This is a genomic window from Kluyvera chengduensis, from assembly GCF_044197065.1.
GTDB lineage: Bacteria > Pseudomonadota > Gammaproteobacteria > Enterobacterales > Enterobacteriaceae > Kluyvera > Kluyvera ascorbata_C.
Genome location: NZ_JBIQOI010000008.1, coordinates 18,639 through 45,487 on the forward strand (window position 1 = coordinate 18,639; position 26,849 = coordinate 45,487).

The following is a 26,849-nucleotide window of genomic DNA, read 5'->3' on the forward strand; positions in this document are numbered from 1 at the left end:
TTGTGTTTTTATAAAAAAAAGCCGGGTTCGAGCCCGGCTATAGTTATTGTTTATCGCGTGGTGAAATATTATTCAAACAAATTATGATGAAGTTTCTGCACCACCTGCTCGGCCTCCGCCCCCGGTACCAGGAAACACAGGTTATAGCTGGATGCGCCGTAGCAAATCATGCGGATGTTGAACGGCTCAAGTACGCCAAACACCTCTTTGCCGACGCCGCAGGCTTTCGACAGGTTATTACCAATCAACGCCACCAGCGCCAGATTCTCTTCCACTTCTACGCGGCACAGCGCCGACAGCTCCATCAGCAGCGACTGCGTCAGCAGAGTGTCGCCGGTAGAGGTGGAGCCGGTGGTATCCAGCGTCAGCGCGACGCTGACTTCAGAGGTGGTGATCAGGTCTACGGAGATGCTATGGCGCGCCAGAATGCCGAACACTTCCGCCAGGAAGCCGCGGGAGTGCAGCATGTTCAGGCTGTGCAGGGTCAGCAGGGTCTGCTTACGGCGCAGCGCCAGCGCGCGAAACAGCGGCGGGTTGGCGGTTTTATTGCACACCATCGTGCCGCCCGCTTTTGGATCTTTACTGGAGCCGACGAATACCGGAATATCGCTGCGCACAGCGGGCAGCAGGGTAGCCGGGTGCAGCACTTTCGCGCCAAAGGTCGCCAGCTCAGCGGCCTCTTCAAAGGCGATTTCATCAATACGTTTTGCCGCTGGCACTACACGCGGGTCGGTGGTGTAGATGCCCGGCACGTCGGTCCAGATATCGACGCGGGTCGCATGCAGCGCTTCGCCCAATAGTGCCGCGGTGTAGTCGCTGCCGCCGCGGCCAAGCGTGGTGGTACGGCCTTTGCTTTCGCTGCCGATAAAGCCCTGGGTGATCACCAGACCTTCGTCGAGGCGCGGAGCCAGCTGCTGGGTGGCCAGTTCGGCCAGCGCGGCAACGTCCGGCTCGGCGCGGCCAAAGCGGTCGCTGGTGCGCATCACTTTACGCACGTCAAACCACTGCGCCTGCACGTTGCGTTCACGCAGAATTTCAACAAACAGCAGGGTGGACATCAGCTCGCCGTGGCTGACCAGTTCGTCGGTCAGGGCGGTAGAGGTGGCCAGAGAAGCGGCTTCCGCCAGCGTACCCAGGTTTTCCAGCAGACGTTCAATTTCATCGCGGATAACGGCAGGGTTTGCCAGACGTTCAAGCACGGCGTACTGAATGGCGCGGATGGCTTCCAGTTTGGCCTGGCGCTCGGCTGGTTCCAGCCCTTCGGCCAGGGCAACCAGCAGGTTGGTGACGCCCGCCGAAGCAGACAGCACAACCACGCGTACGTTGGCGTCGGAGAGCACCACATCGGCGCTACGGTTCATGGCGTCAAAATCGGCCACGCTGGTGCCACCAAATTTGGCGACGACTAATGCTGTCATAATAACCTCGTGTCAGGGGAGGTCAGGTTCAGATAAACCGGACCAAATTATTCAGCCTTGGCACAAGGGAAGAGCGAAAGACGGGTGGGCGCAGAGCGATAAACAACTACGATTTCACCCAGAAGTGCTCCACCACTTGCGAAACGCCCGACTGCGAACGTTTCTGGTGACAACCCAGGGGATTCAGCCCCTGCAGCCGATGGTGAACGCAACCTGTTGTTCACGCATCTCGGCGTTGCTCCCCCTCAGGTGTTTTCACAGGATTGGTTCCTCCCACACCCTTTACCTGGGCAACGCGCCTCTTCTGGCCTGCGCATGCGCAGGTAGTACGTTTATAAATAAAGGGTTAGCGGGTACCTTGTCAACGCTGGGGTTATGCGGATTTTTCATGCAGGCGAGCCCCACAGAAACGGGACTTATAAAGGCTATACTTTTGTCTGTTTTCTGCGCGATTTTGTCAGCCTTAGAGGGGATAACATTAAAACCATCACAATTTTTTGTGACAGGCGCTACAATCGAGGCAGTTTGATTCTTAAATCAGAAGGGTATTGCTAATGAAAAATATCAACCCAACGCAGACCGCTGCGTGGCAGGCACTACAGAAACACTTCGATGCCATGAAGGACGTGACCATTGCGGAACTGTTCGCTAAAGATAGCGACCGTTTCAGCAAGTTTTCCGCGACCTTCGACGATCAGATGCTGGTCGATTTCTCCAAAAACCGTATTACTGAAGAGACCCTGGCAAAACTGCTGGATCTGGCTAAAGAGACCGATCTGAGCGGCGCGATTAAGTCCATGTTCTCCGGCGAGAAGATCAACCGCACCGAAGACCGTGCCGTACTGCACGTAGCGCTACGTAACCGTAGCAATACCCCGATTATCGTTGATGGCAAAGACGTGATGCCGGAAGTGAACGCGGTGCTGGAGAAGATGAAAGCCTTCTCTGAAGCGATCATCTCTGGTCAGTGGAAAGGCTACACCGGCAAATCCATCACCGACGTGGTGAACATCGGTATCGGCGGCTCCGACCTCGGCCCATTCATGGTGACCGAAGCGCTGCGTCCGTACAAAAACCACCTGAACATGCACTTCGTTTCTAACGTCGATGGTACTCATATCGCCGAAGCGCTGAAAAACCTGAACCCAGAAACCACGCTGTTCCTGGTGGCGTCTAAAACCTTCACCACGCAGGAAACCATGACCAACGCCCACAGTGCGCGCGACTGGTTCCTGGCAAGCGCGGGCGATCAGAAGCACGTGGCAAAACACTTCGCCGCGCTGTCTACCAACGGTAAAGCGGTGTCCGAGTTCGGTATCGATACGGCCAACATGTTTGAGTTCTGGGACTGGGTTGGCGGTCGTTACTCTCTGTGGTCCGCGATTGGCCTGTCTATCATTCTGTCCGTGGGTTACGACAATTTCGTTGAACTGCTTTCCGGCGCGCACGCGATGGACAAGCATTTCTCCACCACGCCGGCGGAGAAAAACCTGCCGGTACTGCTGGCGCTGATCGGCATCTGGTACAACAACTTCTACGGTACTGAAACCGAAGCGATTCTGCCGTACGACCAGTACATGCACCGCTTTGCCGCATACTTCCAGCAGGGCAACATGGAGTCCAACGGTAAGTACGTTGACCGTAACGGCAACAAAGTTGAGCACCAGACTGGCCCAATCATCTGGGGCGAGCCGGGCACCAACGGCCAGCACGCGTTCTATCAGCTGATTCACCAGGGCACCAAAATCGTACCGTGCGATTTTATCGCCCCGGCCATCACCCACAACCCGCTGACCGACCACCATCCGAAGCTGCTGTCTAACTTCTTCGCCCAGACCGAAGCGCTGGCGTTTGGTAAATCTCGCGAAGTGGTTGAGCAGGAATACCGTGACCAGGGCAAAGATCCCGCAACCCTGGACTACGTGGTGCCGTTCAAAGTGTTCGAAGGCAACCGCCCAACCAACTCCATCCTGCTGCGCGAAATTACCCCGTACAGCCTGGGTGCGCTGATTGCCCTGTACGAGCATAAAATCTTCACTCAGGGCGCTATCCTGAACATCTTCACCTTCGACCAATGGGGCGTAGAGCTGGGTAAACAGCTGGCTAACCGCATCCTGCCTGAGCTGAACGATGATAAAGCCATCGACAGCCACGATAGCTCCACCAACGGTCTGATCAACCGTTATAAATCCTGGCGCGCGTAAGGTTATATATTTTCAATGCCGGCATCATGCCGGCATTTTTTTGTCAGATAATTCCGTATATCTTCGTTTTCTGAATTATATTGATATTGAGCATAATCCTAAATATCACCTATCGCAGACATCTGTTTCGGATTAACCGTATGTTGCTATTCTCACATCAATAATTAACACACTGTTATTTATTGATATTTTATTTTCTTATATTTCATTTTCATATTTTCCGAAAAATCCTTCCCCTATTTCCCATCACCGAATTCCGTTCATTTGGTTGTGTATACTCGATGACGCCTGAGTATTCTCGGGTATATCTCCATTCATCTAATGAAGGGAATACGTATGAAGAAAATCCTCTATGGCATTTTTGCCATATCGGCGTTTGCTGCGGCAAGCGCCAGCGCGGCACCTATTGAAACAGGTGAAGCGGCTGGCGCAGCAGCAACGTCCGTGTCGGCCGGGAGTTCAACCGCCACCAGCGCCAGCACCGTAGGTTCTGCGGTCGGTATGGCGCTGGCAGCGGCTGGCGGTGATGGTTCCAACACCGGGACCACCACCACGACCAGTACGACAACGACCACCCGTACCCAATAAAAACGGTACGTTAATCCTAACCACACTTCGGTGTGGTTATTTTGCCCCTGGAGAAGCGTCGTGAAGCGACTTGTTATTCCCCTTATTTGCCTGCTGCTTCAGGCGTGTTCACCCAGCACCAAGGGGCTGGGGAAATCGCTTTGGCAAAGCGTGTCTGGCGAGTCGGGCGTCCAGCTTACCGACGACGAAATCCAGACCATGCCCTACGCCAGCCAATATATGCAGCTTAACGGCGGCCCGCAGATCTTCGTGGTGCTGGCGTATTCCGAAGAAGGTCAGCAGAAATGGCTGACGCAGGACCGGGCAATGCTGGTGACGCAGCACGGCCGCCTGGTCAAAACGACGCTGGTGGGCGACAACCTGCTCACGGTGAATAACCTCGACAACGACCCGCTGGCCCGCCCGAACCAGATTACCGACGGCGCGCGCTGGACGCGGACTATGGGCTGGACCGAGCATCAGCAGGTGCGCTATGCCACCGCCACCTCCACCTTCCACTGGGACGGCAACGACACGCTGAGCATGTCGGGTCAGAACACGGCCGTACGCGTGCTGGAAGAGGAGGTGACCACCTCTGAAGCGAGCTGGCGCAACCGCTACTGGGTCGACAGCGAAGGGCAAATCCGCCAGTCGGAACAGTACCTCGGCGCGGGGACCTTCCCGGTGAAAACCATGCTGATTAAGGCGGCGAAATCATGAAAAAACCGTTAATTATCGCCGCTATGCTCAGCATGACATCTTTTGTCGCCATGGCGGCAGGCACCGTTGATGTACATATCGCCGGAAACGAAAAAACGCTGACCTTAACCCATGCCGAACGACTGGCCGACCTGGTTGGACAACCGAGGCTGGCGGGAAGCTGGTGGCCCGGCGCGGCGATCACCTCTCCGACGGCGGCCGCTAAAGCCGAGCGTGAACATCAGGCGCTGCTGGCAGAACTGGCCGTGCTTGCGGCGGATGAGGGCGGCAGCGAAGCGGGGGCGATTAATGCCCTACGCAACCAACTGCAGGCCATCCCGGTGACCGGACGTTTATTGGTGCCGCTGGACCCAGACACCGTGCGGGTTCATAGCAAGAACAACCCGCCGCTCGAAGGCAATTACACCCTGTGGCTGGGGCGTGAACCTTCCACTATTACGCTGGTGGGATTGGTGGATAAACCGGGAAAAATCCCCTTCACGCCGGGGCGCGACGCGGCCAGCTACCTTGATGATGTCAGCCTGCTCAGCGGCGCGGATCGCAGCTACGCCTGGGTGATTTACCCGGACGGGCGCACGCAAAAAGCGCCGGTCGCTTACTGGAATAAGCGCCACGTTGAACCGATGCCCGGCAGCATTCTGTTTGTCGGCTTTGCTGACTCAATATGGACGAATCAATACGACGCGTTGAACGCTGAAATCCTTCGCTCCCTGTCGCAGCGGAGACCTGAATAATGAAAAAAACCTGTCTTTACAGCCTGCTGGCCCTATCCGTCAGCGCGGCGTGTCATGCGGAAACCTTTCCCGCTCCTATTGGCCCCTCGCAGTCAGACTTTGGCGGCGTTGGCCTGCTGCAAACCCCAACGGCGCGCATGGCGCGCGACGGCGAGTTCAGCCTGAACTATCGCGATAACGATCAGTACCGCTATTACTCTGCCTCTGCCCAACTTTTCCCGTGGCTCGAAACCACGCTGCGCTATACCGACGTGCGTACCAAAGACTACAGCAGCGTAGAGGCCTTCTCCGGCTCGCAAACCTATAAAGATAAAGCCTTCGACGTGAAGTTACGCCTGTGGGAAGAGAGCTACTGGATGCCGCAGGTGGCAGTTGGCGCGCGCGATATCGGCGGTACCGGCCTGTTTGACTCGGAATATCTTGTCGCCAGCAAAGCCTGGGGACCGTTCGACTTTACTCTCGGCCTGGGCTGGGGCTATCTCGGCACCAGCGGCAACGCCACTAACCCGTTCTGCTCTTATAGCGACAAATACTGCTATCGAGACAATAGCTACCGTAAAGCGGGCTCCATCGACGGCAGCCAGATGTTCCACGGACCGGCGGCCTGGTTTGGCGGTATTGAGTACCAGACGCCATGGCAGCCGTTGCGTCTGAAGCTGGAGTATGAAGGTAACAACTACCAGCAGGACTTTGCCGGCAAGCTCGATCAGAAGAGCAAAATTAACGTCGGGGCTGTCTATCGCGTCACCGACTGGGCCGATGTGAACCTGAGCTACGAGCGCGGCAATACGGTGATGTTCGGCTTTACCCTGCGCACCAACTTCAACGATCTGCGTCCATCCTATAACGATAACGCGCGTCCGACCTATCGACCTCAGCCGCAGGATCCTATCCTCCAGCATTCGGTCGTGGCGAACCAACTGACCCAGCTTAAGTACAACGCCGGATTTGCGGCGCCGAATATTCAGGTGAAAGGCGACACGCTGTACGTCACCGGCGAGCAGGTGAAGTATCGTGATTCGCGTGAAGGGATCGAACGCGCCAATCGGATCATCGCTAACGATCTTCCGGAAGGGATCCGCACGATCCGCATTACCGAAACGCGGCTGAATCTGCCGGAAGTGACCACGGAAACCGATGTGGCGAGCCTGCAACGACATCTCGCCGGGGAGCCGCTGGGGCAAGAGACACCGCTGGTGCAAAAACGCGTCGCGCCAATCGTGCCGGATAAAACCGAGCAGGGCTGGTACATCGACAAATCACGCTTTGATTTCCATATTGACCCAGTGCTTAGCCAGTCTATCGGCGGGGCGGAAAGCTTCTATATGTACCAGGTGGGCGTAATGGGCTCGGCGGACTGGTGGGTAACCGACCACCTGCTGACCAGCGGCAGCCTGTTTGCCAACGTGGCGAACAACTACGATAAATTTAACTACACCAACCCACCGAAGGACTCAACCCTGCCGCGTGTGCGTACCCATATTCGTGAATACGTGCAGAACGATGTTTACGTGAATAACCTGCAGGCGAACTACTTCCAGTATCTGGGCAATGATTTCTACGGCCAGGTCTACGGCGGCTATCTGGAAACCATGTACGGCGGTGCGGGGGCTGAAGTGCTCTATCGCCCGGTGGACAGCAACTGGGCCTTCGGCCTGAACGCCAACTACGTGAAGCAGCGTGACTGGCGCAGCGCGCAGGACATGATGAAGTTCACTGACTACAGCGTGAAGACCGGGCACCTCACCGCCTACTGGACGCCATCGTTCGCGCAGGATGTGCTGGTGAAAGCCAGCGTCGGGCAGTATCTGGCGGGGGATAAAGGCGGCACGCTGGATATCTCGAAACACTTCGACAGTGGCATTGTGGTCGGCGCGTACGCCACCATTACCAACGTTTCAGCGGACGAGTACGGCGAAGGGGAGTTCACCAAAGGGGTTTACGTGAATATCCCGATGGATCTCTTCACCTCCGGCCCAACCCGCAGCCGCGCGGTCGTTGGCTGGACGCCGTTGACGCGCGACGGCGGTCAGATGCTGGGCCGTAAGTTTGAGCTGTATAACATGACCGGGGATAAGAGCCAGAACTTCAGGTAACGTGCATCCCGTAGCCCGGCCAAGCGAAGCGCCGCCGGGGATTTTTCGGCTCTGTGCCCATTGTCCCCTCACCCCAGCCCTCTCCCCAAAGGGGAGAGGGAGCCGTTAGGTGTCACAGTCGTTATAGCCGCCGCAACAACCGCGCCGGATTCCCGGCGTACACCCCTTTTTCCTCAATGGAGCGGGTCACCACGCTGCCCGCGCCAATCACCACGCCATCGCAAATCGACACGGCCAGAATGGTTGCACCGCTGCCAATAGAAACGTGGTCGCCAATCGTAATCCTGCCCCAGCTCTCGCGGTCGGCGTTGGGTTTTCCCTCGCGGAACATATCGTTGGCAAACATCACCCCGTGGCCGATAAAACAGCCGCGCCCGACGGTGACGTATTCGCAGATAAAGGTATGCGACTGAATTTTGCTGTTGTCGCCAATCCGCGTATTGCCCTGAATCTCCACAAACGGGCCGATAAACACGTTATCACCGAGCGTGCAGTCATAAAGGTTGGCGGGTTCGTAGATAACTACGTTTTCCCCGTAGATGACGTTGCGTGTGGCGACGGGACGAAATGAGGTCATCGTATCCTCTCAGAGCGTTTAAACCAGAATATACCGGAGGATATTGTGCCAGCAGGTCATGCTAACGGATAAGGAGTAGGGGGAAAACTGTGCGGTATCGCAGTATTTAAAAGGGGAGCAATGCTCCCCGTAGGCCCGGTAAGCGTAACGCCATCGGGCAATAGCCAGGCATTAACGCGGAACCGCGATAACCTCGATCTCGACGCCAGCATCTTTAGGTAGACGCGCCACTTCTACACAAGAGCGCGCCGGGAAGGTCGCATTGTGCTCGGTGAAGAACGCTTCGTACGCGGCATTAATGGTTGCGAAATGATTGAGATCTTTCACGAACACGGTGGTTTTGACGATATCGCCCACGGACAGCCCTGCCGCTTCAACGATAGCCTTTACGTTCTCCAGCGACTGACGCGCCTGTACCGCGATGTCGTCAGACATACTGCCATCCTGCGGGTTCACCGGCAGCTGGCCTGACGTGATAAACATTGAACCAAGATGGACGCCCTGAACATACGGGCCGATTGCCGCTGGGGCCTTAGGGGTATTAATGACCATGCTTTTCTTCTCCTTCTCAACTAAGCCATTGGCTGAATTATATAAAGTAGTTCAGTAAAAACAGGGTACCGACACCGCTGACCACCACCCACACCAGACCCAGGCGGAAGCTGGCGAGGGTGCAGACGATCGCCGCGATCACTTTCGGGTTCTTCAGATCGAACTCCATGCTGGAATTCACGTTTAATATCTGGATGGCGATGATCGCAGGCAGCACGGTAACCGGTACAAAACGCAGCGTTTTGGTCACGCGCTCTGACATCTGCACCTTTCCGGCCACGCCGATAAACGAGTAGCGAATCAGGAACGTGACGGCGGCCATGCCGAGCGTCAGGGCAAAAAACAGGGCGTTATTCATTTTCCAGCGCTCCTTCCAGCGGCAGAACCGGCGCGGCATGCGCTGCACGACGCTCTTCGGCAAGATCAACGCTCAGGCCAGCGAGCACGCCCAGTACGGAGGCAACCACGATACCCAGCGAGTAGGGCAGAACCACCAGCAGCACGCCGGAAACGGCGGCGACAATGGCCGCAACGGTGCAGGCCTGACTTTTAATCTGCGGGACAACGATAGCGATAAAGGCGGCAACCATGGCGAAGTCGAGCCCGTATTTCTCAATATTTGGGAATGAAGCACCGACTAGCGCACCGAGGAAATCAGCCAGTACCCAGACGGCCCAGAAGGTCAGCATGGCGGAGAAATAAAAGACGTATTTATCTTTTTTATTCTGCTCCATCTCTTTAATTGTCGTGGCATACACTTCATCGGTTAAGGCGTAGGCCATAAAACATTTTTTAAAGAAAGACGCTTCCCGCACCTGGCTGGATAACGAGGCGCTATATAAAACGTGGCGCAGGTTAATAATCAGGGTGGTGAAAATAATGACCCCAAGGCTGGCGCCGGTTTTCAGCATATTTAAAGCCAGCATTTGGGCGGAGCCAGCAATCACGATGGTAGACCAGGCGGTACTTTGCCAGATACTCATGCCCGCGCTAACGCTCAGCGCGCCAACAATAAATGAAAACGGAAAATCACCAATGCATAGCGGCATAATGGCGCTCATGCCGCGTAATACTGCTTTCTTACTCATAAATAAATACCTGCCGATTTAAGCTTCGGCTTATCAGGGAACAGAGACAGTGGCGTAAAATCGCGAATTACTTCGCGACCATAATGCTGATGATTTCCCTATCGGTATGCGTCATCGGCTTAATGACCAGACGGCACAGGTTATTAATGGTCTGTTCGACGTCGTCGCAAACAATGCCATCGTTGGCGCTGGCGCAGCTATCCTGCATGGCCATCAGTACGGATTTAAAGGCGCTGGAGACCACGGAGGAGACCTTCATGGCGCAGCTATTTGAAGCACCATCGCAGATCATGCCGGTGATATCGCTCACCATGTTGATGATGGCGGTATTGATGGTGTCGAGATTGCGGGTAAACAGCCACGCCATCCCGGCGGCGGCGCCCATGGCGGCGGTTGAGGCGGCGCACAGGGCAGACAAACGGGTATAGCGTGAGTGGATAGAGATAGCCGCCAGGTGCGACAGCGCCAGCGCGCGGGCCAGGGTATCTTCATCGGCGTTCAGGTGTTTGGCGACGGTGACGACCGGCATGGTGGCGGCAATGCCCTGGTTGCCGGAACCAAAATTAGACATCGCAATGACCGGTGCGCCGCCCATGCGGGCGTCGGATGCCGCTACGGTATCGATGATCACTTTGCTCATCAGGTCGTTGCTCATCAGCCCTTTTTTCACCGCATCGGCGAATGTGCCGTTGATATTCAGACCGTATTTTTTATTTTTGCCTTCCTGCGACAGCGCCGAGTTCAGGCGGCCTGCTTCCAGAATAAAAGCAATCTCTTCTGCCGGAGCATGAGTAATAAAGTCGAAGGCTTCCTGCAGGCTAAAGGTCGGCAGTTCGCCGTTTTTCGCTGAGGCGTTTTGCGTTTGTTTCAGGGGCTGCGCTTCGCCGTTGAGATAAAGCTCAACCACATTCGTATGCGTGCCTTTTACCACCACGCGGCAGGTTTGTTCTGCGGCGCAGAGCGTCAGGTCGAGGTGGATGAAATCCGGCGTATCCTGCACGTCGATATTGACGCTATTAGCGTTAATTAATGCCTGTGCTAATTCAACATGCTGCTCGGTAATACCTTCCAGCGTTTGCAGGCCTTTATCGGAATTACCGCCGAAGGCGCCAATGGCGGCTGCCAGATTAACACCGGAAACGGTGGTTCCAGGAATCGTCACGCCCATGGCGTTTTTATACAGGTTGGCGGAAATAAAACCACTGATATTGTCACATGGATTATTAAGATATTTCGCGGCGTAAGCGGCGGTAAAGGCAATTGCGACAGGTTCCGTACAGCCTAATGCCGGTGCGACTTCTTTTTTCAGCCACTGAATAAACAGTGAGGTGTTTTCGTTGCTCATGTTAAGCGCTTCCCAAAATAACTAATGCTTGAATGGCGCTAATGTAATTTTTTTTATGAGGAAAAACTTACTCTAATTCCCTGCTATTTTTCAGGTTATAGGGAAATTCATTCTCTTTTTAATAAAATGTTTTTGTAAAGCGAAAATAAAGTTAACTCATTGATTTTTATAATTCAGGGTAAGATTTTTTTGAACATTAAATGGGATTTAGTTAACTGGATCACGCTATCGATAGAGTGTGATTTTTCTCTTTATTCATCATTTTGTGAAATAGATTAATAAATAGACAGCGCCTGACTCTTCAGAATGGGTAAAAAAAGTAGATCTGGATCACACTTCTGCGCTATACAAAGAGTTCGGCCCAGAGAAAGAGGTGCTAACCATGACGTCACTATCTCGTCCCCGCGTGGAATTTATCTCCACCATTCTGCAGACCGTGCTGAACCTGGGCTTGCTCAGCCTTGGCCTGATCCTGGTCGTGTTCCTCGGTAAAGAGACATTACACCTGGCGGACGTGCTGTTCGCTCCTGAAAGCACCAGCAAGTATGAGTTGGTGGAAGGGCTGGTGGTCTATTTCCTCTATTTTGAGTTTATCGCCTTGATTGTGAAGTATTTCCAGTCGGGCTTTCACTTCCCGCTACGCTACTTTGTCTATATCGGCATTACGGCGATTGTGCGGCTGATTATCGTCGACCATAAATCACCGCTGGATGTGCTGATTTACTCCGCCGCCATTCTGCTGTTGGTGATTACCCTGTGGCTGTGTAACTCGAAGCGGCTGAAGCGGGAATAATCAGCGCGCTGAATTGCCCGATGGCGCTGCGCTTATCGGGCCTACAAACGCCGCTCCCTGTCGCCCGGCCAAGCGAAGCGCCGCCGGGGAACGGTGTATCTGTGGCAAAAAAAAGGGCGCTCCATAGGAGCGCCAAACAGTCACAAGTTAGGGTTCGTTCAAGTTGAGGATAATAGCAGTGGCATTGCTGATGAAAATTAGCCCTTCACACCCCCGGCCGTCAGGCCGTTCACCAGCCAGCGCTGTGCCAGCAGGAAGACCACGGTAATCGGGATGGCGGAAAGTACGGCCGCGGCGGCAAAGTCGCCCCACAGGTAGTTTTGTGGGTTGAGGTATTGCTGCATACCAACGGCCAGGGTGTAGCTGTTCACATCACGCAGCAGCAGTGATGCAACCGGAACTTCGGTAATCGCGGCGATAAACGACAGGATAAACACCACCGCCAGAATCGGTACCGACAGCGGCAGCAGAACCAGACGGAACGCCTGCCATGGGGTAGCACCATCGAGCGCCGCCGCTTCTTCCAGAGAACTATCAATCGTTTCGAAGTAGCCTTTAATCGTCCAGACGTGCAGCGCGATACCGCCGAGGTAGGCGAAGATAACGCCGCCGTGGGTGTTCAGGCCGATAAACGGAACGTACTGACCCAGACGGTCAAACAAGGCGTACAGGGCAACCAGCGACAGCACCGCCGGGAACATCTGGAAAATCAGCATCCCTTTGAGCAGCGTCGCTTTGCCCGGGAAGCGCATACGGGCGAAAGCGTAGGCGCAGGTGGTGGAGAGCGCGACGATGCCAATGGCGGTGATGCCGGCGATTTTCACCGAGTTCCACAGCCACAGCAGTACTGGGAACGGTGGCGGCGTCACGCGGCCATCGGCGTGTTCAACGCTGAAGCCCAGCGCCAGCTTCCAGTGTTCCCAGGAGATATTTTCCGGGATCAGGCTGCCGGTGGCGAAGTTACCTTCGCGCAGTGAAATGGCGATAACCATCAGCAGCGGGAACATAATCGCCGCAATGAAAACCAGCAGCAGAAGGTGCGTGGTAAAGAGGCGCAGTTTCTGAGATTTGGGTTGTACCATAGCCATGTTCGAGTCTCCCTTAATCAAACTTCATGCGCGTGGCTTTCAGGTTCACTATCGCAAGCGCACCGACCAGCAGGAAGATAAGCGTCGCAATCGCTGCCGCCAGACCGAAGTCCTGGCCGCCGCCGCCTTCAAAGGCGATACGGTAGGTGTAGCTCACCAGCAGGTCGGTATAGCCCGCCGGAGTGGTGGTGCCGAGACGGTCCGGACCGCCGTTGGTCAACAGTTGAATCAGCACGAAGTTGTTAAAGTTAAAGGCGAAGCTGGCGATCATCAGCGGCGTCAGCGGCTTAATCAGCAGCGGGAACGTAATCTTAAAGAAGTTCTGGAACGGGCCAGCGCCATCCATTGCCGAGGCTTCATACAGGTCGTCCGGAATCGCTTTCAGCAGGCCCATGCACAGGATCATCATGTACGGATAGCCAAGCCAGGTGTTGACGATAACAATCATCGAACGGGCAGTGGTCGGGTCGCTGAACCAGGCCGGTTTGATACCGAACAGCGCGCTCAGCATCATGTTGATTTCACCAAAGCTCTGGTTGAACAGCCCTTTGAAAATCAGAATCGAGATAAACGACGGTACGGCGTACGGCAGAATCAACAGCACGCGGTAGATGGCTTTACCCTTCAGCGATTCCCACTGTACGAGGCAGGCCAGCACCATACCGACGGCGACGGTAAGGATGACGGTCAGAACCGAGAAGACTACCGTCCAGACGAAGATAGCGAAGAACGGTTTCTGGATACCTTCATCGGTGAACACGCGGGTAAAGTTGTCCCAGCCAATGCTCACGGTGTAGCCCGGGCTCAGTTTCTCGTCGCCCCAGGAACCGTCGGCGTTGACCACCTGGTAGAAGCCCACGTCGTTGTTAGGACGGTATTTCACGCCACTCTGGTTGTTGGTCAGCAGCCCATCGTCGGCCAGGGTGTAGAGCGGCTGAGTGCCGGAGAACTGGCGCAGCGAGCTCATGGTGACTTTGCTTTCATCCGGCAGCACGGCGGTCAGTTGGTTCAGCGCCTGGCGGTTTTGGGTGATCACGCGTAGCTGCGCGCGATCGATGGTCGGTAGCGCTTCCGTTTCTTTCAACTGCAGCTTCTGCTCGCCGCCAATCTTAAAGCTGTCGGAAAGGTAATTTTTGCCGGTCTCGCCGTCGGTGAGGGCTAACTGCCACTCATCGCCCGCCGGGAACAGGCTGAAGTTATAGGTTTTGCCCGCCTGGTAAGAGCGGTCCATCAGCACCTGCTGCGCGCGCTCGAAGGTGAGCTGGTTGGTGCTGCTGTAGTTGGTAAAGGCGATGGCGATAGTACAAATCAGCGGGAACAGGACGAAGAGCCCCATCCCTGCGACGCCAGGGTAAACATAGCGCCAGGCGTAGGTTTTACGGTTAGCGAAAATATACAGGCCCGCTGAGCTTAAAATCAGCGTCATGATGGCAAACAGGTACTCCCCCTGCACATACATTAAAACTACAAGGTAACCCACCAGCAGGCACAGCAGACCAATCACTGACCACTTCAGCGTGTCGCTTTGCCACCAATGTTTCTTTTTAATGACATCCATGGGGATCTTCCTCTACAGCGTTTGAGCTTTTCTCCCTCTCCTGGGGGAGAGGGTCGGGGTGAGGGCGGATGTTGCAACACAACCCTCACCCTAACCCTCTCCCTGAGGGAGAGGGGATAAAAACATTACTTGGTGATACGACCCTGCGCGTCCTTCAGCGCAGCATCGACGGTCTGACGACCGCTCGCGGCGTTGATGACAGCGGTACGAACGGCATACCAGAATGCAGACATCTGTGGGATGTTCGGCATGATTTCGCCTTTCTGGGCGTTATCCATGGTGGCTGCAATGCGCGGGTCTTTCGCTAACTGATCCTGGAAGGATTTCAGCGCAACGGCGCCCAGCGGTTTGTCCTTGTTCACTTCATCCAGACCCTGGTCGGTCAGCAGGTAGTTTTCGAGGAACTCTTTCGCCAGTTCTTTGTTCGGGCTCGCGGCGTTGATACCGGCGCTCAGCACGCCAACGAACGGTTTGGACGGCTTGCCTTTGAAGGTTGGCAGCAGCGTCACGCCGTAGTTGATTTTGCTCTTATCAATGTTGGACCACGCCCACGGACCATTGATGGTCATCGCCGTTTCGCCCTTGTTGAAGGCTGCTTCTGCGATGGAGTAATCGGTATCCGCGTTCATGTGTTTGTTCTTGATAAGGTCAACCAGGAAGGTCAGGCCCGCTTTCGCGCCAGCGCTGTCCACGCCCACGTCTTTCACGTCATACTTGCCGTTTTCAAACTTAAACGCGTAACCGCCGTCGGCAGCAATCAGCGGCCAGGTGAAGTACGGTTCTTGCAGGTTGAACATCAGCGCGGATTTACCTTTCGCTTTCAGCGTTTTATCCAGCGCAGGGATCTCTTCCCAGGTCTTCGGTGGATTTGGCACGAGGTCTTTGTTGTAAATCAGCGACAGCGCTTCAACCGCGATTGGGTAAGCAATCAGCTTGCCGTTGTAGCGTACGGCATCCCAGGTGAACGGATAGAGCTTGTCCTGGAACGCTTTATCTGGGGTGATTTCAGCCAGCAGGCCAGACTGCGCGTAGCCGCCAAAGCGGTCATGTGCCCAGAAGATGATGTCCGGGCCGTCGCCGGTTGCTGCAACCTGCGGGAATTTTTCTTCCAGTTTATCTGGGTGTTCTACGGTGACTTTAATCCCCGTATCTTTCTCAAATTTCTTACCTACCTCGGCCAGACCGTTATAGCCTTTGTCGCCGTTGATCCAGATAACCAGCTTTCCCTCTTCAATTTTTGCCAGAGCAGAGGCGGAAAACATCATCGTGGTCAATGCGGACAGCGCGAGGATGCGAGCGCCAGTTTTGATTTTCATATATCCCGTCCTTTCCAGGTTATGTACTTGTGGATACACAGAGGTGGTTTAACGTCGATGAGTTTCCTTTTTTAGCAACCCCTTTCCATCCTCCTGGGCTCTACGCCCTAGGGGCCAGTAGTGTGATCTCCGTAACATAAATCCCCGTTATGCGTCTTAGCGCACAAAAAAAAGCGCCGTTTTTTGTCGGCCCCATCACGATTTTCGTTTTGATGAGATGTCATCGGGGGCAGAGCGCGCCTTCTCATCCTCCCGTCTCCTCCCCCATAAAAAACCGGGGGGGTGGAGGATTCACCAAATTGATGTGTACGGCATAGTCAGCCCATCTTGAATGTTTCTGTCGGTGACAAGTTGTAACGAGGGAGAAGGGCATGGCGAACGTACAGCTACGCAATGTAACGAAAGCCTGGGGCGACGTGGTGGTATCAAAAGATATCAACCTCGATATCCAGGAAGGGGAGTTCGTGGTGTTTGTCGGGCCATCGGGCTGCGGCAAATCGACGTTGCTGCGTATGATCGCGGGTCTCGAAACCATCACCAGCGGTGATTTGTTCATCGGTGAAACCCGCATGAACGATATCCCGCCCGCGGAACGTGGCGTGGGCATGGTGTTCCAGTCCTACGCGCTGTATCCCCATTTGTCCGTTGCCGAGAACATGTCTTTTGGCCTGAAGCTGGCGGGTGCAAAAAAAGAACTCATCAATCAGCGCGTTAACCAGGTCGCCGAAGTTCTGCAGTTAGCCCATCTTCTGGAACGTAAACCAAAAGCGTTGTCCGGTGGTCAGCGTCAGCGTGTGGCGATTGGCCGTACGCTGGTGGCCGAGCCACGCGTGTTCCTGCTGGATGAACCCCTTTCTAACCTGGACGCCGCGCTGCGCGTTCAAATGCGTATTGAAATCTCCCGTCTGCATAAACGTCTGGGCCGCACGATGATTTACGTCACCCACGATCAGGTCGAAGCGATGACGCTGGCCGACAAAATCGTGGTGCTGGATGCCGGTCGCATCGCGCAGGTCGGGAAGCCTCTGGAACTGTATCACTATCCGGCAGACCGCTTCGTTGCGGGCTTCATCGGTTCGCCGAAGATGAACTTCCTGCCGGTCAAAGTCACCGCCACCGCCATCGACCAGGTGCAGGTCGAGCTGCCGAACCGTCAGCAGATCTGGCTCCCGGTCGAGAGTAACAACGTTCAGGTTGGCGCCAACATGTCGCTGGGCATTCGCCCGGAACACCTGCTGCCAAGCCACATCGCCGATGTGACGTTGGAAGGGGTAGTCAATGTTGTCGAGCAGCTTGGTCACGAAACGCAAATTCATATCCAGATCCCTGCCATCCGTCAGAACCTGGTTTACCGCCAGAACGACGTGGTGTTGGTCGAAGAGGGAGCCACATTCGCTATCGGCTTGCCGCCAGAGCGCTGCCATCTGTTCCGTGAGGATGGCACCGCATGTCGTCGGCAGCACAAAGAGCCAGGCGTTTAACGAAGTCCCATAAAACAAAACAAGCATGAAGCTCTTACGTCGCCAGCGATAAGGCAAGAAGGGTGGAATGTTCAAGAAAAGCAATGATCTCAGGAGATAGAATGATGATTACTCTGCGCAAACTCCCCGTGGCGGTTGCCGTCGCAGCAGGCATTATGTCTGCTCAGGCAATGGCCGTAGATTTCCATGGTTACGCGCGTTCCGGTATTGGCTGGACGGGTAGCGGCGGCGAACAACAGTGCTTCCAGGCAACCGGTGCACAAAGTAAATACCGTCTCGGTAACGAATGTGAAACCTACGCCGAAATTAAATTAGGTCAGGAAGTGTGGAAAGAGGGCGATAAGAGCTTCTACTTCGACACCAACGTGGCTTACTCCGTAGCACAGCAGAACGACTGGGAAGCCACTGACCCAGCGTTCCGCGAAGCGAACGTCCAGGGTAAAAACCTGATTGAATGGCTGCCAGGTTCTACCATCTGGGCCGGTAAGCGCTTCTACCAGCGTCATGACGTTCACATGATCGACTTCTACTACTGGGATATTTCTGGTCCTGGTGCCGGTATTGAAAACATCGACCTGGGCTTCGGTAAACTGTCTCTGGCAGCAACACGTTCTCAGGAAGCGGGTGGTTCTTATATCTTCACCAGCAACGATACCTATAGCAAATACAAAGACACTGCGAACGACGTATTCGACGTCCGTTTAGCCGGTCTGGAAACCAACCCGGACGGCGTTCTGGAGCTGGGTGTTGACTACGGTCGTGCGAATAAAACTGACGGCTATAGCTTCGCAGATGACGCTTCTAAAGATGGCTGGATGTTCACCGCTGAACATACCCAGAGCATGCTGAAGGGTTACAACAAGTTCGTCGTTCAGTACGCAACTGATGCGATGACTACTCAAGGTAAAGGCCTGTCTCAGGGTTCCTTCACTGGTAACGATTACGATAAAGATACCGAAATTGGTGTTGTAGATAACAGAATAAACAACAACGGTGACCTGTGGCGCGTGCTTGACCACGGTGCAATCTCCCTGGGTGAGAACGTTGACCTGATGTACGTCGGTATGTACCAGAACATCGACCGTGATGATGGCAACGGCACCAAGTGGTGGACCGTCGGTGTCCGTCCTATGTACAAATGGACGCCAATCATGAGCACCCTGATGGAAGTCGGTTACGACAACGTCAAGTCCCAGAAAACTGGTGACACCAACAACCAGTACAAAATTACCCTGGCGCAACAGTGGCAGGCGGGCGACAGCATCTGGTCCCGTCCGGCAATCCGCGTATTCGCAACCTATGCGAAGTGGGATGAAAAATGGGGTTACGACAACGGTATCGCGTACAAAGATACCAGCGCGAAAACCTACAGCCGTGGTGACAGCGATGAGTGGTCCTTCGGTGCTCAGATGGAAATCTGGTGGTAATTCAGCACTAACCTGAAGCAATAAACTGACGAGGGGCGAAAGCCCCTCTGTTCCGTAAGGTTTAGCGCGCTATTGCCTGGCTACCGCTAGACTGACGATTTCTGAGGTCATCATAATGAAAATGAAAAAAAGTCTCGTTGCTCTGTGCTTATCCGCTGGATTGCTGGCGAGCGTTCCGGGCATCAGCCTTGCGGACGTCAACTATGTGCCGCAAAACACCAGCGCCGCACCCACTATCCCAACCTCGGCCCTCCAGCAACTGACCTGGACGCCGGTCGATCAATCTAAAGTGCAGTCCACCCAAATTTCTACCGGTGGTCAGAGCCTGAATGTACCGGGTATCACCGGTAACGTCGTGGCCTACAGCGTGCCGGCCAATATTGGCGAACTCACGCTGACGCTGACCAGCGAAGTGAACAAACAAACCAACGTCTTTGCGCCGAACGTGCTGATTCTCGATCAGAACATGACGCCATCTGCTTACTTCCCAAGCAGCTACTTTACCTATCAGGCTCCGGGCGTAATGAGCGCCGACCGTCTGGAAGGCGTCATGCGCCTGACCCCAGCCTTAGGCCAGCAGAAGCTGTACGTCCTGGTCTTTACCACTGAAAAAGATCTTCAGCAGACCACCACGCTGCTGGACCCAGCGAAAGCCTATGCCAAAGGCACCGGCAACGCGGTACCGGATATTCCTGACCCGGTGGCGAAACACACCACCGACGGCCTCGTGAAGCTGAAAGTCAAAACCAACAGCAGCTCCAGCGTGCTGGTCGGCCCGCTGTTTGGCTCTTCTGGCCCAGCTCCGGTCACCGTGGGTAACACCGCCGCGCCAGCCTATAGTGCGCCAGCGGCTGCTCCTGTGGTCGCCCCAGTCGCGGCTCCGGCTGCCAAAGCAGAACCAATGCTGGATGACACCGAAACCTATTTCAACAACGGTATTAAACAGGCGGTAGCGAAAGGGGATATCGACAAAGCCCTGAAGCTGATGAATGAAGCCGAGCGCCTGGGCTCGAAATCTGCTCGTTCCACCTTTATCGGCGCTGTAAAAGGCAAGGGGTAAGCTTTACCCCGCAGCGCTGATGTTTAGGCGAAGCCTTTTGGTGTGCCCATCCGGGCACGCCATTTTTCTATATCCTCTAGCGCAATAACAAACTGTTGCACTGCTGTTGCGCTAATGATCGTATTTGACCATTCCTGCACCCCCTCCCGCTGTGTTCTGCGATACAATAGCCAGAAGTTATGTATTGGAGAGACAGGCATGTCGCACTCTGCACTGACGCAACTTCGCGCGCTGCGCTATTTTGACGTCATCCCCCCGCTTGAATCGGCACAGCGCGACTGGCTGATGCTGGAAGATTCCATGACCAAACGGTTTGAGCAGTTCGGGAAACCCGTGAGCGTCACGTTGCTGAACGAAGCCTTTGTCACCCGTGATGCGCTGGACGGCGAGCAGCATTTGCTGCCGGATGAACCTCGCTATTGGCTGCGAGAAATATTATTGTGCGTGGGCGACGAACCCTGGCTTGCCGGGCGTACCGTGGTGCCGGAGTCGACGCTGAGCGGCCCGGAACTGGCGCTACAGAGGCTTGGGAAAACGCCGCTCGGGCGCTATCTGTTTACGTCATCGACGTTGACCCGGGATTTTATCGAAATAGGGTGTCATGATGCGCTGTGGGGGCGACGTTCCCGCCTGCGTCTGAGCGGCAAACCGCTGCTGCTGACGGAGCTTTTTTTGCCCGCATCGCCGCTGTACTAAGAGGAAGAATAAAAATGGAGTGGAGTCTTAGGTCGAATAAGCTGCTCGCTTACCATCGACTCATGCGAACGGACAAACCGATTGGCGCGCTATTGCTGCTGTGGCCGACGCTGTGGGCGCTGTGGGTCGCTTCCCCTGGCGTCCCGCCGCTGTGGATCCTGGCAGTGTTTGTCGCGGGCGTCTGGCTGATGCGCGCCGCAGGCTGTGTGGTCAATGATTACGCGGATCGTAAATTTGACGGCCACGTAAAGCGCACCGCCAACCGGCCGTTGCCAAGCGGTGCGGTGACGGAGAAAGAAGCGCGGACGCTGTTTATCGTGCTGGTGCTGCTCTCCTTCGTGCTGGTGCTGACCCTCAACACCATGACCATCCTGCTGTCGATTGCCGCGCTGGCGCTGGCCTGGATTTATCCGTTCATGAAGCGCTACACCCATCTGCCGCAGGTGGTGCTCGGTGCGGCGTTCGGCTGGTCAATCCCTATGGCTTTTGCCGCCGTCAGCGAAACGCTGCCGCTGAGCTGCTGGCTGATGCTGCTGGCCAATATTCTGTGGGCGGTGGCCTACGACACGCAGTACGCGATGGTTGACCGCGACGACGATGTGAAAATCGGTATTAAATCGACGGCGATTCTGTTCGGTGATAACGACCGCCTGATTATCGGCATCCTGCAAGCGTGCGTGCTGGGGCTGATGGCGCTTATTGGCTGGTTGAATGGTTTGCACTGGGAGTTTTACTGGTCAATCCTGATTGCCGGTGCGCTGTTTGTTTACCAGCAAAAGCTGATTCGTCACCGCGAACGCGGGCCGTGCTTCCAGGCGTTTTTGAATAATAACTACGTGGGGCTGGTGCTGTTTATTGGGTTGGCGATGAGCTACTGGCAACGTTGAGATGGGCATTGCCGGATGGCGGCGTAAACGCCTTATCCGGCCTACAACATTAACGGATAAAAAAATCCCCGGTCTTTGCCGGGGATTTTTGTTTTTACTGCGCCGCCTCTTCTTGCGTCACGCTCTCAATCGTCAAGCGCACGTCCGAGGTAATCAGGCTTGCCATCATCTGGTACACCTTCATCGTCTCTTCCGGCTCGGCGTCGCCGCTGTCGCTGATATAGCCTTCATCGCGCAGGGTTAACACCAGTGAAGAGAACACTGCTTTATCGAAGAACTCCGGCGAGTTGATACCGTGCAGCACCGAGAGGCGCTGAGCCAACGTGCGGCTCTCTTTCTCCAGCGTACTGCGGTTCATCGACGGGTTGCCGCTCAGCAGCCAGAAAGTGATCGCATAACGCTGCAGCGTCTCGCGCGCACCGGCAGCCAGCAGCTGCAGGGTGCGGGAGTGAGAAGCGTTGATACGCAGCTTGCCGTCCTGCTCGCAAATCATCTCCTGACGAACCATCTCTGCAATCAGCGTATCGATAACCGCAGGCAGCTCCGCGCGATCCCAGCGCAAGAACAGCTCGGCTTTTAGCATCGGATACAGCGTATCGATAATGCTCAGCACCTGCTCGCGGGAAATCTCGCGATGCTGAGTCATAATCGACGCCAGCAGGGAAGGCATGATCAGCATATGCGCGATGTTATTGCGGTAGTAGGTCATCAACACCGCCTGCTCGCGTGGCAGAATGATGATGTCGCCGATGGTGTCCTTCTCGACTTCGAACTTATTCATCTGCAGCGCGTGATCGATAAGCTCGCTGGCAGAGGCGGTCGGTGCCGTTGCATCCGGCGCATACGGTGCGTTACGCAGCAGCGCCAGATAGCAATCCAGTTGCTGAGTCAGTTGCTCGCGGGTCAGCGAACGCTGACGCGAAGCCAGCAGCGCGGTACAGCACAGGTTCATGGCATTCGCTGCGCCTGCGTTGTTGATACGCACCATCAGTTCGGCCGCCATTTTGTTAACGGTCGGCGTCAGCCAGGCGGGGCGCACGGCTTCGATCGGGTCGATAGACTCGCGCCACTCCGGCACATGGTGGTTCAGGTAGGTCATCAGCGGCATCGGTTCGCCGAAGTTGACGTAGCCCTGGCCCAGATTACGTAGCTTGCTCAAGCCGCGCAGCATCTGCGGCAGGCTCTCTTTCTCTTTGGTCGCGCCGCGCAGCTCTTTGGCGTAGGTCCCCACTTCCATCACGTGCTCGTAGCCAATGTAAATCGGCACTAACGTGATAGGACGGGAGCCGCCGCGCAGCATCGCCTGAATGGTCATCGACAGGGTGCCGGTTTTCGGGTCCAGCAGACGACCGGTACGGGAGCGCCCGCCTTCCACAAAGTACTCAACGGAGTAACCGCGGCTGAACAGCTCGCCGAGGTATTCGCGGAACACGGTGGAGTAGAGCTTATTGCCCTTAAAGGTACGGCGAATAAAGAACGCGCCCAGGCGACGGAAAATCGGGCCCGCTGGCCAGAAGTTCAGGTTGATACCGGCAGCGATATGCGGCGGCACCAGCCCCTGATGATAGAGCACGTAAGAGAGCAGCAGGTAGTCCATGTGGCTGCGGTGACACGGCACATAGACGATTTCATGCCCGTCGTGCGCCAGCTGGCGTACGCGCTCGGCGTTGTTCACGTTAATGCCCTGGTACAGACGGTTCCAGGTAAAGCTGAGGATGCGGTCGGTCAGACGAATCATCTCGTAGGAGAAGTTCGCCGCGATCTCTTCCATCAGCGCAATAGCGTTCTGCTGGGCTTTCTCGTGGGAAATTTTCTTGCTGCGCGCTTCGTCTTCTACCGCTTTAGCGATAGCTTTTGACGCCAGCAGCTTCTTGAACAGGTCATGACGAGCAGGTAGACGTGGGCCGACCGCCGCCAGACGCTGACGAGCAAAGTGCATACGCGCGACGCGAGCCAGTTTCTGCGCGATCGTTTTATCGGTACCGTGTTCGTCAGCCATGCGGCGCAGGGAGACGGACGGCGAGAAACGCACAAAGCTGTCGCGACCGAGCCAGGAGACGGCGAAGAACTTCTGGAAGCCGTTCAGCATACGCAGCGGTGGGTTCACTTCGCCTTTCTCGCGACCCGGCGAACGACCAAACATCACCGACACTGGCACCATTTGCACATCCAGTTCTGGATTGCTGCGGTGCAGATCGAGGTAGTCGTGGAACAGTTTGATCGACTCTTCTTTCGGCGTGTAGTAGGTGAACACGCGCGGGCCGCCGTGGATAAAGACGTAGCGCGGCAGTAGCGTACCGTCGATTTCCAAGGGTTCAAGCGGGTCGGGTAAATCGTGCGCCAGGCACTGAGCGCGCAGCGTCAGCAAGTCAGCCTTAGAGTTATAAGGCAGGACGTACATAATAGGGCGCGACGTATCAAGCCCCAATTCCTGGGCAGGTTGTGCCGGAATAGACTTGCTCTTTACCAGAACACTTAATGGTAAATTCAGTAATTTGTAGTAAATTCGTGGCCAGCCGGACATAAACGATGTAAAGCCTCTGGTTAATCATGCAAATGCGCGGCAAGAATATCAGAAAGTCGGTGAAATTTCTGTTCTACCGCCTCATAACACGCATTGTCATTGACGTAAAAACGAAAAAGGTTCTTGAGATGGCCAATAATACCACTGGGATTACCCGAATCATCAAAGCTGCGGGCTATTCCTGGAAAGGATTCCGCGCGGCGTGGATCAATGAAGCGGCATTCCGCCAGGAAGGGGTAGCCTCTGTTATCGCGATTATTATCGCTTGCTGGCTGGATGTCGATGCCATCACCCGTGTCCTGCTTATCGGATCGGTCCTTTTGGTGATGATAGTGGAAATTCTCAATAGTGCACTGGAAGCGGTGGTTGACCGCATCGGTTCCGAGTATCACGAGCTGTCTGGCCGAGCAAAAGACATGGGTTCGGCGGCGGTGCTGCTGTCCATTTTCGTGGCGGTGATCACCTGGGCCATCTTACTGTGGGCTCATTTTCACTAAACCTGCGAAAACTGCCTGATTTCGTGAGTTTTACGGTTCCAAAATAGCCAGTAGCTGTATATACTCACAGCATAACTGTATATACACCCAGGGGGCGGAATGAAAGCGTTAACGACCAGGCAGCAAGAGGTGTTTGATCTCATCCGGGATCACATCAGCCAAACGGGCATGCCGCCAACGCGTGCGGAAATTGCTCAACGCTTGGGGTTCCGTTCCCCAAACGCAGCTGAAGAGCACCTGAAAGCGCTGGCGCGTAAAGGCGTGCTTGAGATTGTCTCAGGCGCTTCTCGCGGTATCCGCCTGCTGGTGGAAGAAGAAGAGGGCCTGCCGCTGGTGGGCCGCGTCGCGGCGGGTGAACCGCTGCTGGCGCAGCAGCACATCGAAGGTCACTATCAGGTTGACCCTTCTTTGTTTAAGCCAAGCGCGGATTTCCTGCTGCGTGTCAGCGGTATGTCGATGAAAGACATCGGTATTATGGATGGCGACCTGCTTGCCGTACATAAAACCCAGGACGTGCGTAACGGCCAGGTTGTCGTGGCGCGCATCGATGAAGAAGTGACGGTAAAACGCCTGAAAAAACAAGGTAACGTCGTCGAACTGCTACCAGAAAACAGCGAATTTAAGCCTATCGTGGTCGACCTGCGTCAGCAGAATTTTTCCATCGAAGGGCTGGCCGTTGGCGTTATCCGCAACGGCGAATGGCTGTAACTCTCCCCTGATTCACATGGCTGCGATACTTCCGCTATCGCAGCCTTTTTTCGTTTTGGTCGATACTCATGCCGCTACTTACTCACGCCGATAAGGCGCTGTGGCGCCTTGCGCTACCGATGATCTTCTCCAACATCACCGTGCCTCTGCTGGGCCTGGTCGATACCGCCGTTATCGGCCACCTCGATAGTCCTGTTTATCTCGGCGGCGTCGCCATTGGCGCAACGGCAACCAGCTTCCTGTTTATGCTGCTGCTGTTCCTGCGGATGAGTACTACCGGGCTCACGGCACAGGCGTTCGGCGCGAAAAATCCGCAGGCGCTGGCCCGTGCACTGGTGCAACCGCTGATGCTGGCACTCGGTGCCGGGCTACTGATTATTCTTTTCAAAACGCCGCTGATAAATCTGGCGCTCTCCATCGTTGGCGGCAGCGGCGAGGTGCTGGAGCAGGCCCGGCGCTTCCTCGCTATCCGTTGGCTTAGCGCACCTGCCGCATTGGCGAACCTGGTGTTGCTTGGCTGGCTGCTGGGCGTGCAGTACGCGCGGGCTCCGGTCGTACTGCTGGTCGTCGGCAACGTGCTGAATATCGTGCTCGACCTGTGGCTGGTGATGGGGTTGCACATGAACGTGCAGGGCGCTGCGCTGGCAACGGCGATTGCTGAATACGCCACGCTGCTGGTCGGGCTAGGAATGGCGCGTAAGGTGCTGGTGATGCGCGGGATCCCGTGGGCGATGCTGAAAACAGCCTGGCAGGGCGATTTTCGCCGCCTGCTGGCGCTCAACCGCGACATCATGCTGCGCTCGCTGCTGCTCCAGCTCTGCTTTGGCGCAGTGACCGTCTTCGGCGCGCGGCTGGGCAGCGAAGTCGTGGCGGTGAACGCGGTGCTGATGACCATGCTGACCTTCACGGCCTACGCGCTGGACGGTTTTGCCTACGCGGTAGAAGCGCATTCCGGGCAGGCCTATGGCGCGCGTGACGGCAGCAAACTGTTGGAAGTCTGGCGTGCTGCATGCCGTCAGGCGGGCGTGGTGGCGCTGGCGTTTGCCCTGATTTACGCCCTTCTGGGCGAGCATATTGTGGCGCTGCTGACGTCGCTGCCTGAACTGCGGCAGCTTGCCGACCGCTACGTGCTGTGGCAAGCGGTGCTGCCGGTTATCGGCGTGTGGTGTTATCTGCTCGACGGCATGTTTATCGGTGCCACCCGCGGTGCGGAGATGCGTAACAGCATGGCGGTGGCCGCTGCCGGGTTTGCGCTTACCATGCTGGCGCTACCGCTGCTTGGCAATCATGGGCTGTGGCTGGCGCTTGCCGTATTCCTTGCGCTGCGCGGGCTGGCGCTGGCCGTTATCTGGCGTCGTCACTGGAAAAACAACAGCTGGTTTGCCTGACGGTATGGTTAAAGATTCCGAATAATGAAACGGCACCAGAATGACTGACTACAATTAACCTCAAGCTTAGCGAAAAAGATGTCTTTCCTGAAACATGCTTTTCGCTATTCACTCACTGACGAACG

At 55.6% G+C, this 26,849-nt stretch carries 24 protein-coding genes and 1 riboswitch; of the genes, 14 read left to right on the plus strand and 10 right to left on the minus strand.

Annotated elements, in window-relative coordinates:
- Window positions 1-68: 68 nt before the first annotated feature.
- Window positions 69-1,418, minus strand: coding sequence for a lysine-sensitive aspartokinase 3 (gene lysC, locus ACH1XZ_RS17940; protein WP_395596600.1), 1,350 nt, complete (start codon window positions 1,416-1,418; stop codon window positions 69-71).
- 114 nt (window positions 1,419-1,532) lie between these two features.
- A riboswitch (Lysine riboswitch) is annotated at window positions 1,533-1,730 on the minus strand.
- Between the two features lie 242 nt (window positions 1,731-1,972).
- Between lysC and pgi the strand changes: the two genes are divergently transcribed.
- The 5 genes from pgi (at window position 1,973) to ACH1XZ_RS17965 (ending at window position 7,739) form a co-directional block, all read left to right on the plus strand.
- Window positions 1,973-3,622 carry a glucose-6-phosphate isomerase gene (gene pgi, locus ACH1XZ_RS17945; protein WP_395596601.1) on the plus strand — a complete coding sequence of 550 codons (1,650 nt, stop codon included), beginning with the start codon at window positions 1,973-1,975 and terminating at the stop codon, window positions 3,620-3,622.
- A 336-nt stretch (window positions 3,623-3,958) separates the two neighbouring features.
- A complete protein-coding gene (gene yjbE, locus ACH1XZ_RS17950; RefSeq protein ID WP_035895200.1) occupies window positions 3,959-4,210 on the plus strand; it encodes an exopolysaccharide production protein YjbE in 252 nt (83 codons plus the stop codon).
- Window positions 4,211-4,270: 60 nt separating this feature from the next.
- Window positions 4,271-4,909, plus strand: a complete 639-nt coding sequence (locus tag ACH1XZ_RS17955; protein WP_395596602.1) for a YjbF family lipoprotein — start codon at window positions 4,271-4,273, stop codon at window positions 4,907-4,909.
- On the plus strand, window positions 4,906-5,643 hold the full coding sequence (locus ACH1XZ_RS17960) for a capsule biosynthesis GfcC family protein (protein WP_395596603.1): 738 nt from the start codon (window positions 4,906-4,908) through the stop codon (window positions 5,641-5,643). The genes ACH1XZ_RS17955 and ACH1XZ_RS17960 overlap by 4 nt, the downstream gene beginning before the upstream one ends.
- Window positions 5,643-7,739, plus strand: a complete 2,097-nt coding sequence (locus ACH1XZ_RS17965; RefSeq protein WP_395596604.1) for a YjbH domain-containing protein — start codon at window positions 5,643-5,645, stop codon at window positions 7,737-7,739. Before ACH1XZ_RS17960 ends, ACH1XZ_RS17965 begins: the two co-directional genes overlap by 1 nt.
- Before the next feature lie 121 nt (window positions 7,740-7,860).
- On the opposite strand, the gene ACH1XZ_RS17970 is transcribed toward ACH1XZ_RS17965, so the two are convergent.
- The 5 genes from ACH1XZ_RS17970 to ACH1XZ_RS17990 form a co-directional block, all read right to left on the minus strand.
- The gene (locus ACH1XZ_RS17970) at window positions 7,861-8,316 is read right to left on the minus strand and encodes an acyltransferase (RefSeq protein ID WP_395596605.1); all 456 of its coding nucleotides are present in this window, start codon (window positions 8,314-8,316) and stop codon (window positions 7,861-7,863) included.
- A gap of 171 nt (window positions 8,317-8,487) precedes the next feature.
- Window positions 8,488-8,868 (minus strand): RidA family protein, encoded by a 381-nt coding sequence (locus ACH1XZ_RS17975; RefSeq protein ID WP_395596606.1) that lies wholly within the window; start codon window positions 8,866-8,868, stop codon window positions 8,488-8,490.
- Window positions 8,869-8,905: 37 nt separating this feature from the next.
- A complete protein-coding gene (locus ACH1XZ_RS17980; RefSeq protein WP_395596607.1) occupies window positions 8,906-9,226 on the minus strand; it encodes an AzlD domain-containing protein in 321 nt (106 codons plus the stop codon).
- Complete coding sequence (locus tag ACH1XZ_RS17985) at window positions 9,219-9,956, minus strand: AzlC family ABC transporter permease (protein WP_395596608.1); 738 nt, start codon at window positions 9,954-9,956, stop codon at window positions 9,219-9,221. The genes ACH1XZ_RS17980 and ACH1XZ_RS17985 overlap by 8 nt, the downstream gene beginning before the upstream one ends.
- A gap of 67 nt (window positions 9,957-10,023) precedes the next feature.
- Window positions 10,024-11,301 (minus strand): L-cysteine desulfidase family protein, encoded by a 1,278-nt coding sequence (locus ACH1XZ_RS17990; RefSeq protein ID WP_395596609.1) that lies wholly within the window; start codon window positions 11,299-11,301, stop codon window positions 10,024-10,026.
- 382 nt (window positions 11,302-11,683) lie between these two features.
- Between ACH1XZ_RS17990 and psiE the strand changes: the two genes are divergently transcribed.
- Window positions 11,684-12,094: a phosphate-starvation-inducible protein PsiE gene (gene psiE, locus ACH1XZ_RS17995; protein WP_035896861.1), complete on the plus strand. Its 411-nt coding sequence runs from the start codon at window positions 11,684-11,686 to the stop codon at window positions 12,092-12,094.
- A 197-nt stretch (window positions 12,095-12,291) separates the two neighbouring features.
- Here the strand turns inward: psiE and malG are convergent, their stop codons facing one another.
- The 3 genes from malG to malE all read right to left on the minus strand — a co-directional run bounded on the left by malG (window position 12,292) and on the right by malE (window position 16,056).
- Window positions 12,292-13,182: a maltose ABC transporter permease MalG gene (malG, locus tag ACH1XZ_RS18000; RefSeq protein ID WP_395596610.1), complete on the minus strand. Its 891-nt coding sequence runs from the start codon at window positions 13,180-13,182 to the stop codon at window positions 12,292-12,294.
- Between the two features lie 13 nt (window positions 13,183-13,195).
- Window positions 13,196-14,740 carry a maltose ABC transporter permease MalF gene (malF, locus tag ACH1XZ_RS18005; protein WP_395596611.1) on the minus strand — a complete coding sequence of 515 codons (1,545 nt, stop codon included), beginning with the start codon at window positions 14,738-14,740 and terminating at the stop codon, window positions 13,196-13,198.
- A gap of 125 nt (window positions 14,741-14,865) precedes the next feature.
- A complete protein-coding gene (gene malE / locus ACH1XZ_RS18010) occupies window positions 14,866-16,056 on the minus strand; it encodes a maltose/maltodextrin ABC transporter substrate-binding protein MalE (protein WP_395596612.1) in 1,191 nt (396 codons plus the stop codon).
- A 371-nt stretch (window positions 16,057-16,427) separates the two neighbouring features.
- On the opposite strand from malE, the gene malK reads away from it, so the two are divergent.
- The 5 genes from malK (at window position 16,428) to ubiA (ending at window position 21,607) form a co-directional block, all read left to right on the plus strand.
- Window positions 16,428-17,537, plus strand: coding sequence for a maltose/maltodextrin ABC transporter ATP-binding protein MalK (gene malK / locus ACH1XZ_RS18015; protein WP_395596613.1), 1,110 nt, complete (start codon window positions 16,428-16,430; stop codon window positions 17,535-17,537).
- Between the two features lie 101 nt (window positions 17,538-17,638).
- Window positions 17,639-18,964, plus strand: coding sequence for a maltoporin (locus ACH1XZ_RS18020; RefSeq protein ID WP_395596614.1), 1,326 nt, complete (start codon window positions 17,639-17,641; stop codon window positions 18,962-18,964).
- 115 nt (window positions 18,965-19,079) lie between these two features.
- Window positions 19,080-20,024, plus strand: a complete 945-nt coding sequence (gene malM / locus ACH1XZ_RS18025; RefSeq protein WP_395596615.1) for a maltose operon protein MalM — start codon at window positions 19,080-19,082, stop codon at window positions 20,022-20,024.
- Between the two features lie 198 nt (window positions 20,025-20,222).
- On the plus strand, window positions 20,223-20,720 hold the full coding sequence (gene ubiC / locus ACH1XZ_RS18030; RefSeq protein ID WP_395596616.1) for a chorismate lyase: 498 nt from the start codon (window positions 20,223-20,225) through the stop codon (window positions 20,718-20,720).
- A gap of 14 nt (window positions 20,721-20,734) precedes the next feature.
- A complete protein-coding gene (gene ubiA, locus ACH1XZ_RS18035) occupies window positions 20,735-21,607 on the plus strand; it encodes a 4-hydroxybenzoate octaprenyltransferase (protein ID WP_395596617.1) in 873 nt (290 codons plus the stop codon).
- A 94-nt stretch (window positions 21,608-21,701) separates the two neighbouring features.
- Here the strand turns inward: ubiA and plsB are convergent, their stop codons facing one another.
- Window positions 21,702-24,131 (minus strand): glycerol-3-phosphate 1-O-acyltransferase PlsB, encoded by a 2,430-nt coding sequence (gene plsB, locus ACH1XZ_RS18040; protein WP_395596618.1) that lies wholly within the window; start codon window positions 24,129-24,131, stop codon window positions 21,702-21,704.
- Between the two features lie 128 nt (window positions 24,132-24,259).
- Here plsB and ACH1XZ_RS18045 point away from each other — a divergent pair, with 128 nt between their 5' ends.
- From ACH1XZ_RS18045 to dinF, 3 genes are all read left to right on the plus strand, one after another.
- Window positions 24,260-24,628: a diacylglycerol kinase gene (locus ACH1XZ_RS18045; RefSeq protein WP_395596619.1), complete on the plus strand. Its 369-nt coding sequence runs from the start codon at window positions 24,260-24,262 to the stop codon at window positions 24,626-24,628.
- A 99-nt stretch (window positions 24,629-24,727) separates the two neighbouring features.
- Window positions 24,728-25,336 (plus strand): transcriptional repressor LexA, encoded by a 609-nt coding sequence (gene lexA / locus ACH1XZ_RS18050; RefSeq protein ID WP_035897335.1) that lies wholly within the window; start codon window positions 24,728-24,730, stop codon window positions 25,334-25,336.
- Window positions 25,337-25,404: 68 nt separating this feature from the next.
- Complete coding sequence (gene dinF, locus ACH1XZ_RS18055; RefSeq protein WP_395596620.1) at window positions 25,405-26,724, plus strand: MATE family efflux transporter DinF; 1,320 nt, start codon at window positions 25,405-25,407, stop codon at window positions 26,722-26,724.
- Window positions 26,725-26,849: the final 125 nt, after the last annotated feature.

What these genes read in the sequence shown, in the direction of transcription:
- lysC (WP_395596600.1), bottom strand. Translation starts at nt 1,418, where the DNA reads ATGACAGCATTAGTCGTCGCCAAATTTGGTGGCACCAGCGTGGCCGAT.
- pgi (WP_395596601.1), top strand. Translation starts at nt 1,973, where the DNA reads ATGAAAAATATCAACCCAACGCAGACCGCTGCGTGGCAGGCACTACAG.
- yjbE (WP_035895200.1), top strand. Translation starts at nt 3,959, where the DNA reads ATGAAGAAAATCCTCTATGGCATTTTTGCCATATCGGCGTTTGCTGCG.
- ACH1XZ_RS17960 (WP_395596603.1), top strand. Translation starts at nt 4,906, where the DNA reads ATGAAAAAACCGTTAATTATCGCCGCTATGCTCAGCATGACATCTTTT.
- ACH1XZ_RS17965 (WP_395596604.1), top strand. Translation starts at nt 5,643, where the DNA reads ATGAAAAAAACCTGTCTTTACAGCCTGCTGGCCCTATCCGTCAGCGCG.
- ACH1XZ_RS17970 (WP_395596605.1), bottom strand. Translation starts at nt 8,316, where the DNA reads ATGACCTCATTTCGTCCCGTCGCCACACGCAACGTCATCTACGGGGAA.
- ACH1XZ_RS17975 (WP_395596606.1), bottom strand. Translation starts at nt 8,868, where the DNA reads ATGGTCATTAATACCCCTAAGGCCCCAGCGGCAATCGGCCCGTATGTT.
- ACH1XZ_RS17980 (WP_395596607.1), bottom strand. Translation starts at nt 9,226, where the DNA reads ATGAATAACGCCCTGTTTTTTGCCCTGACGCTCGGCATGGCCGCCGTC.
- ACH1XZ_RS17985 (WP_395596608.1), bottom strand. Translation starts at nt 9,956, where the DNA reads ATGAGTAAGAAAGCAGTATTACGCGGCATGAGCGCCATTATGCCGCTA.
- ACH1XZ_RS17990 (WP_395596609.1), bottom strand. Translation starts at nt 11,301, where the DNA reads ATGAGCAACGAAAACACCTCACTGTTTATTCAGTGGCTGAAAAAAGAA.
- psiE (WP_035896861.1), top strand. Translation starts at nt 11,684, where the DNA reads ATGACGTCACTATCTCGTCCCCGCGTGGAATTTATCTCCACCATTCTG.
- malG (WP_395596610.1), bottom strand. Translation starts at nt 13,182, where the DNA reads ATGGCTATGGTACAACCCAAATCTCAGAAACTGCGCCTCTTTACCACG.
- malF (WP_395596611.1), bottom strand. Translation starts at nt 14,740, where the DNA reads ATGGATGTCATTAAAAAGAAACATTGGTGGCAAAGCGACACGCTGAAG.
- malE (WP_395596612.1), bottom strand. Translation starts at nt 16,056, where the DNA reads ATGAAAATCAAAACTGGCGCTCGCATCCTCGCGCTGTCCGCATTGACC.
- malK (WP_395596613.1), top strand. Translation starts at nt 16,428, where the DNA reads ATGGCGAACGTACAGCTACGCAATGTAACGAAAGCCTGGGGCGACGTG.
- ACH1XZ_RS18020 (WP_395596614.1), top strand. Translation starts at nt 17,639, where the DNA reads ATGATGATTACTCTGCGCAAACTCCCCGTGGCGGTTGCCGTCGCAGCA.
- malM (WP_395596615.1), top strand. Translation starts at nt 19,080, where the DNA reads ATGAAAATGAAAAAAAGTCTCGTTGCTCTGTGCTTATCCGCTGGATTG.
- ubiC (WP_395596616.1), top strand. Translation starts at nt 20,223, where the DNA reads ATGTCGCACTCTGCACTGACGCAACTTCGCGCGCTGCGCTATTTTGAC.
- ubiA (WP_395596617.1), top strand. Translation starts at nt 20,735, where the DNA reads ATGGAGTGGAGTCTTAGGTCGAATAAGCTGCTCGCTTACCATCGACTC.
- plsB (WP_395596618.1), bottom strand. Translation starts at nt 24,131, where the DNA reads ATGTCCGGCTGGCCACGAATTTACTACAAATTACTGAATTTACCATTA.
- ACH1XZ_RS18045 (WP_395596619.1), top strand. Translation starts at nt 24,260, where the DNA reads ATGGCCAATAATACCACTGGGATTACCCGAATCATCAAAGCTGCGGGC.
- lexA (WP_035897335.1), top strand. Translation starts at nt 24,728, where the DNA reads ATGAAAGCGTTAACGACCAGGCAGCAAGAGGTGTTTGATCTCATCCGG.
- dinF (WP_395596620.1), top strand. Translation starts at nt 25,405, where the DNA reads ATGCCGCTACTTACTCACGCCGATAAGGCGCTGTGGCGCCTTGCGCTA.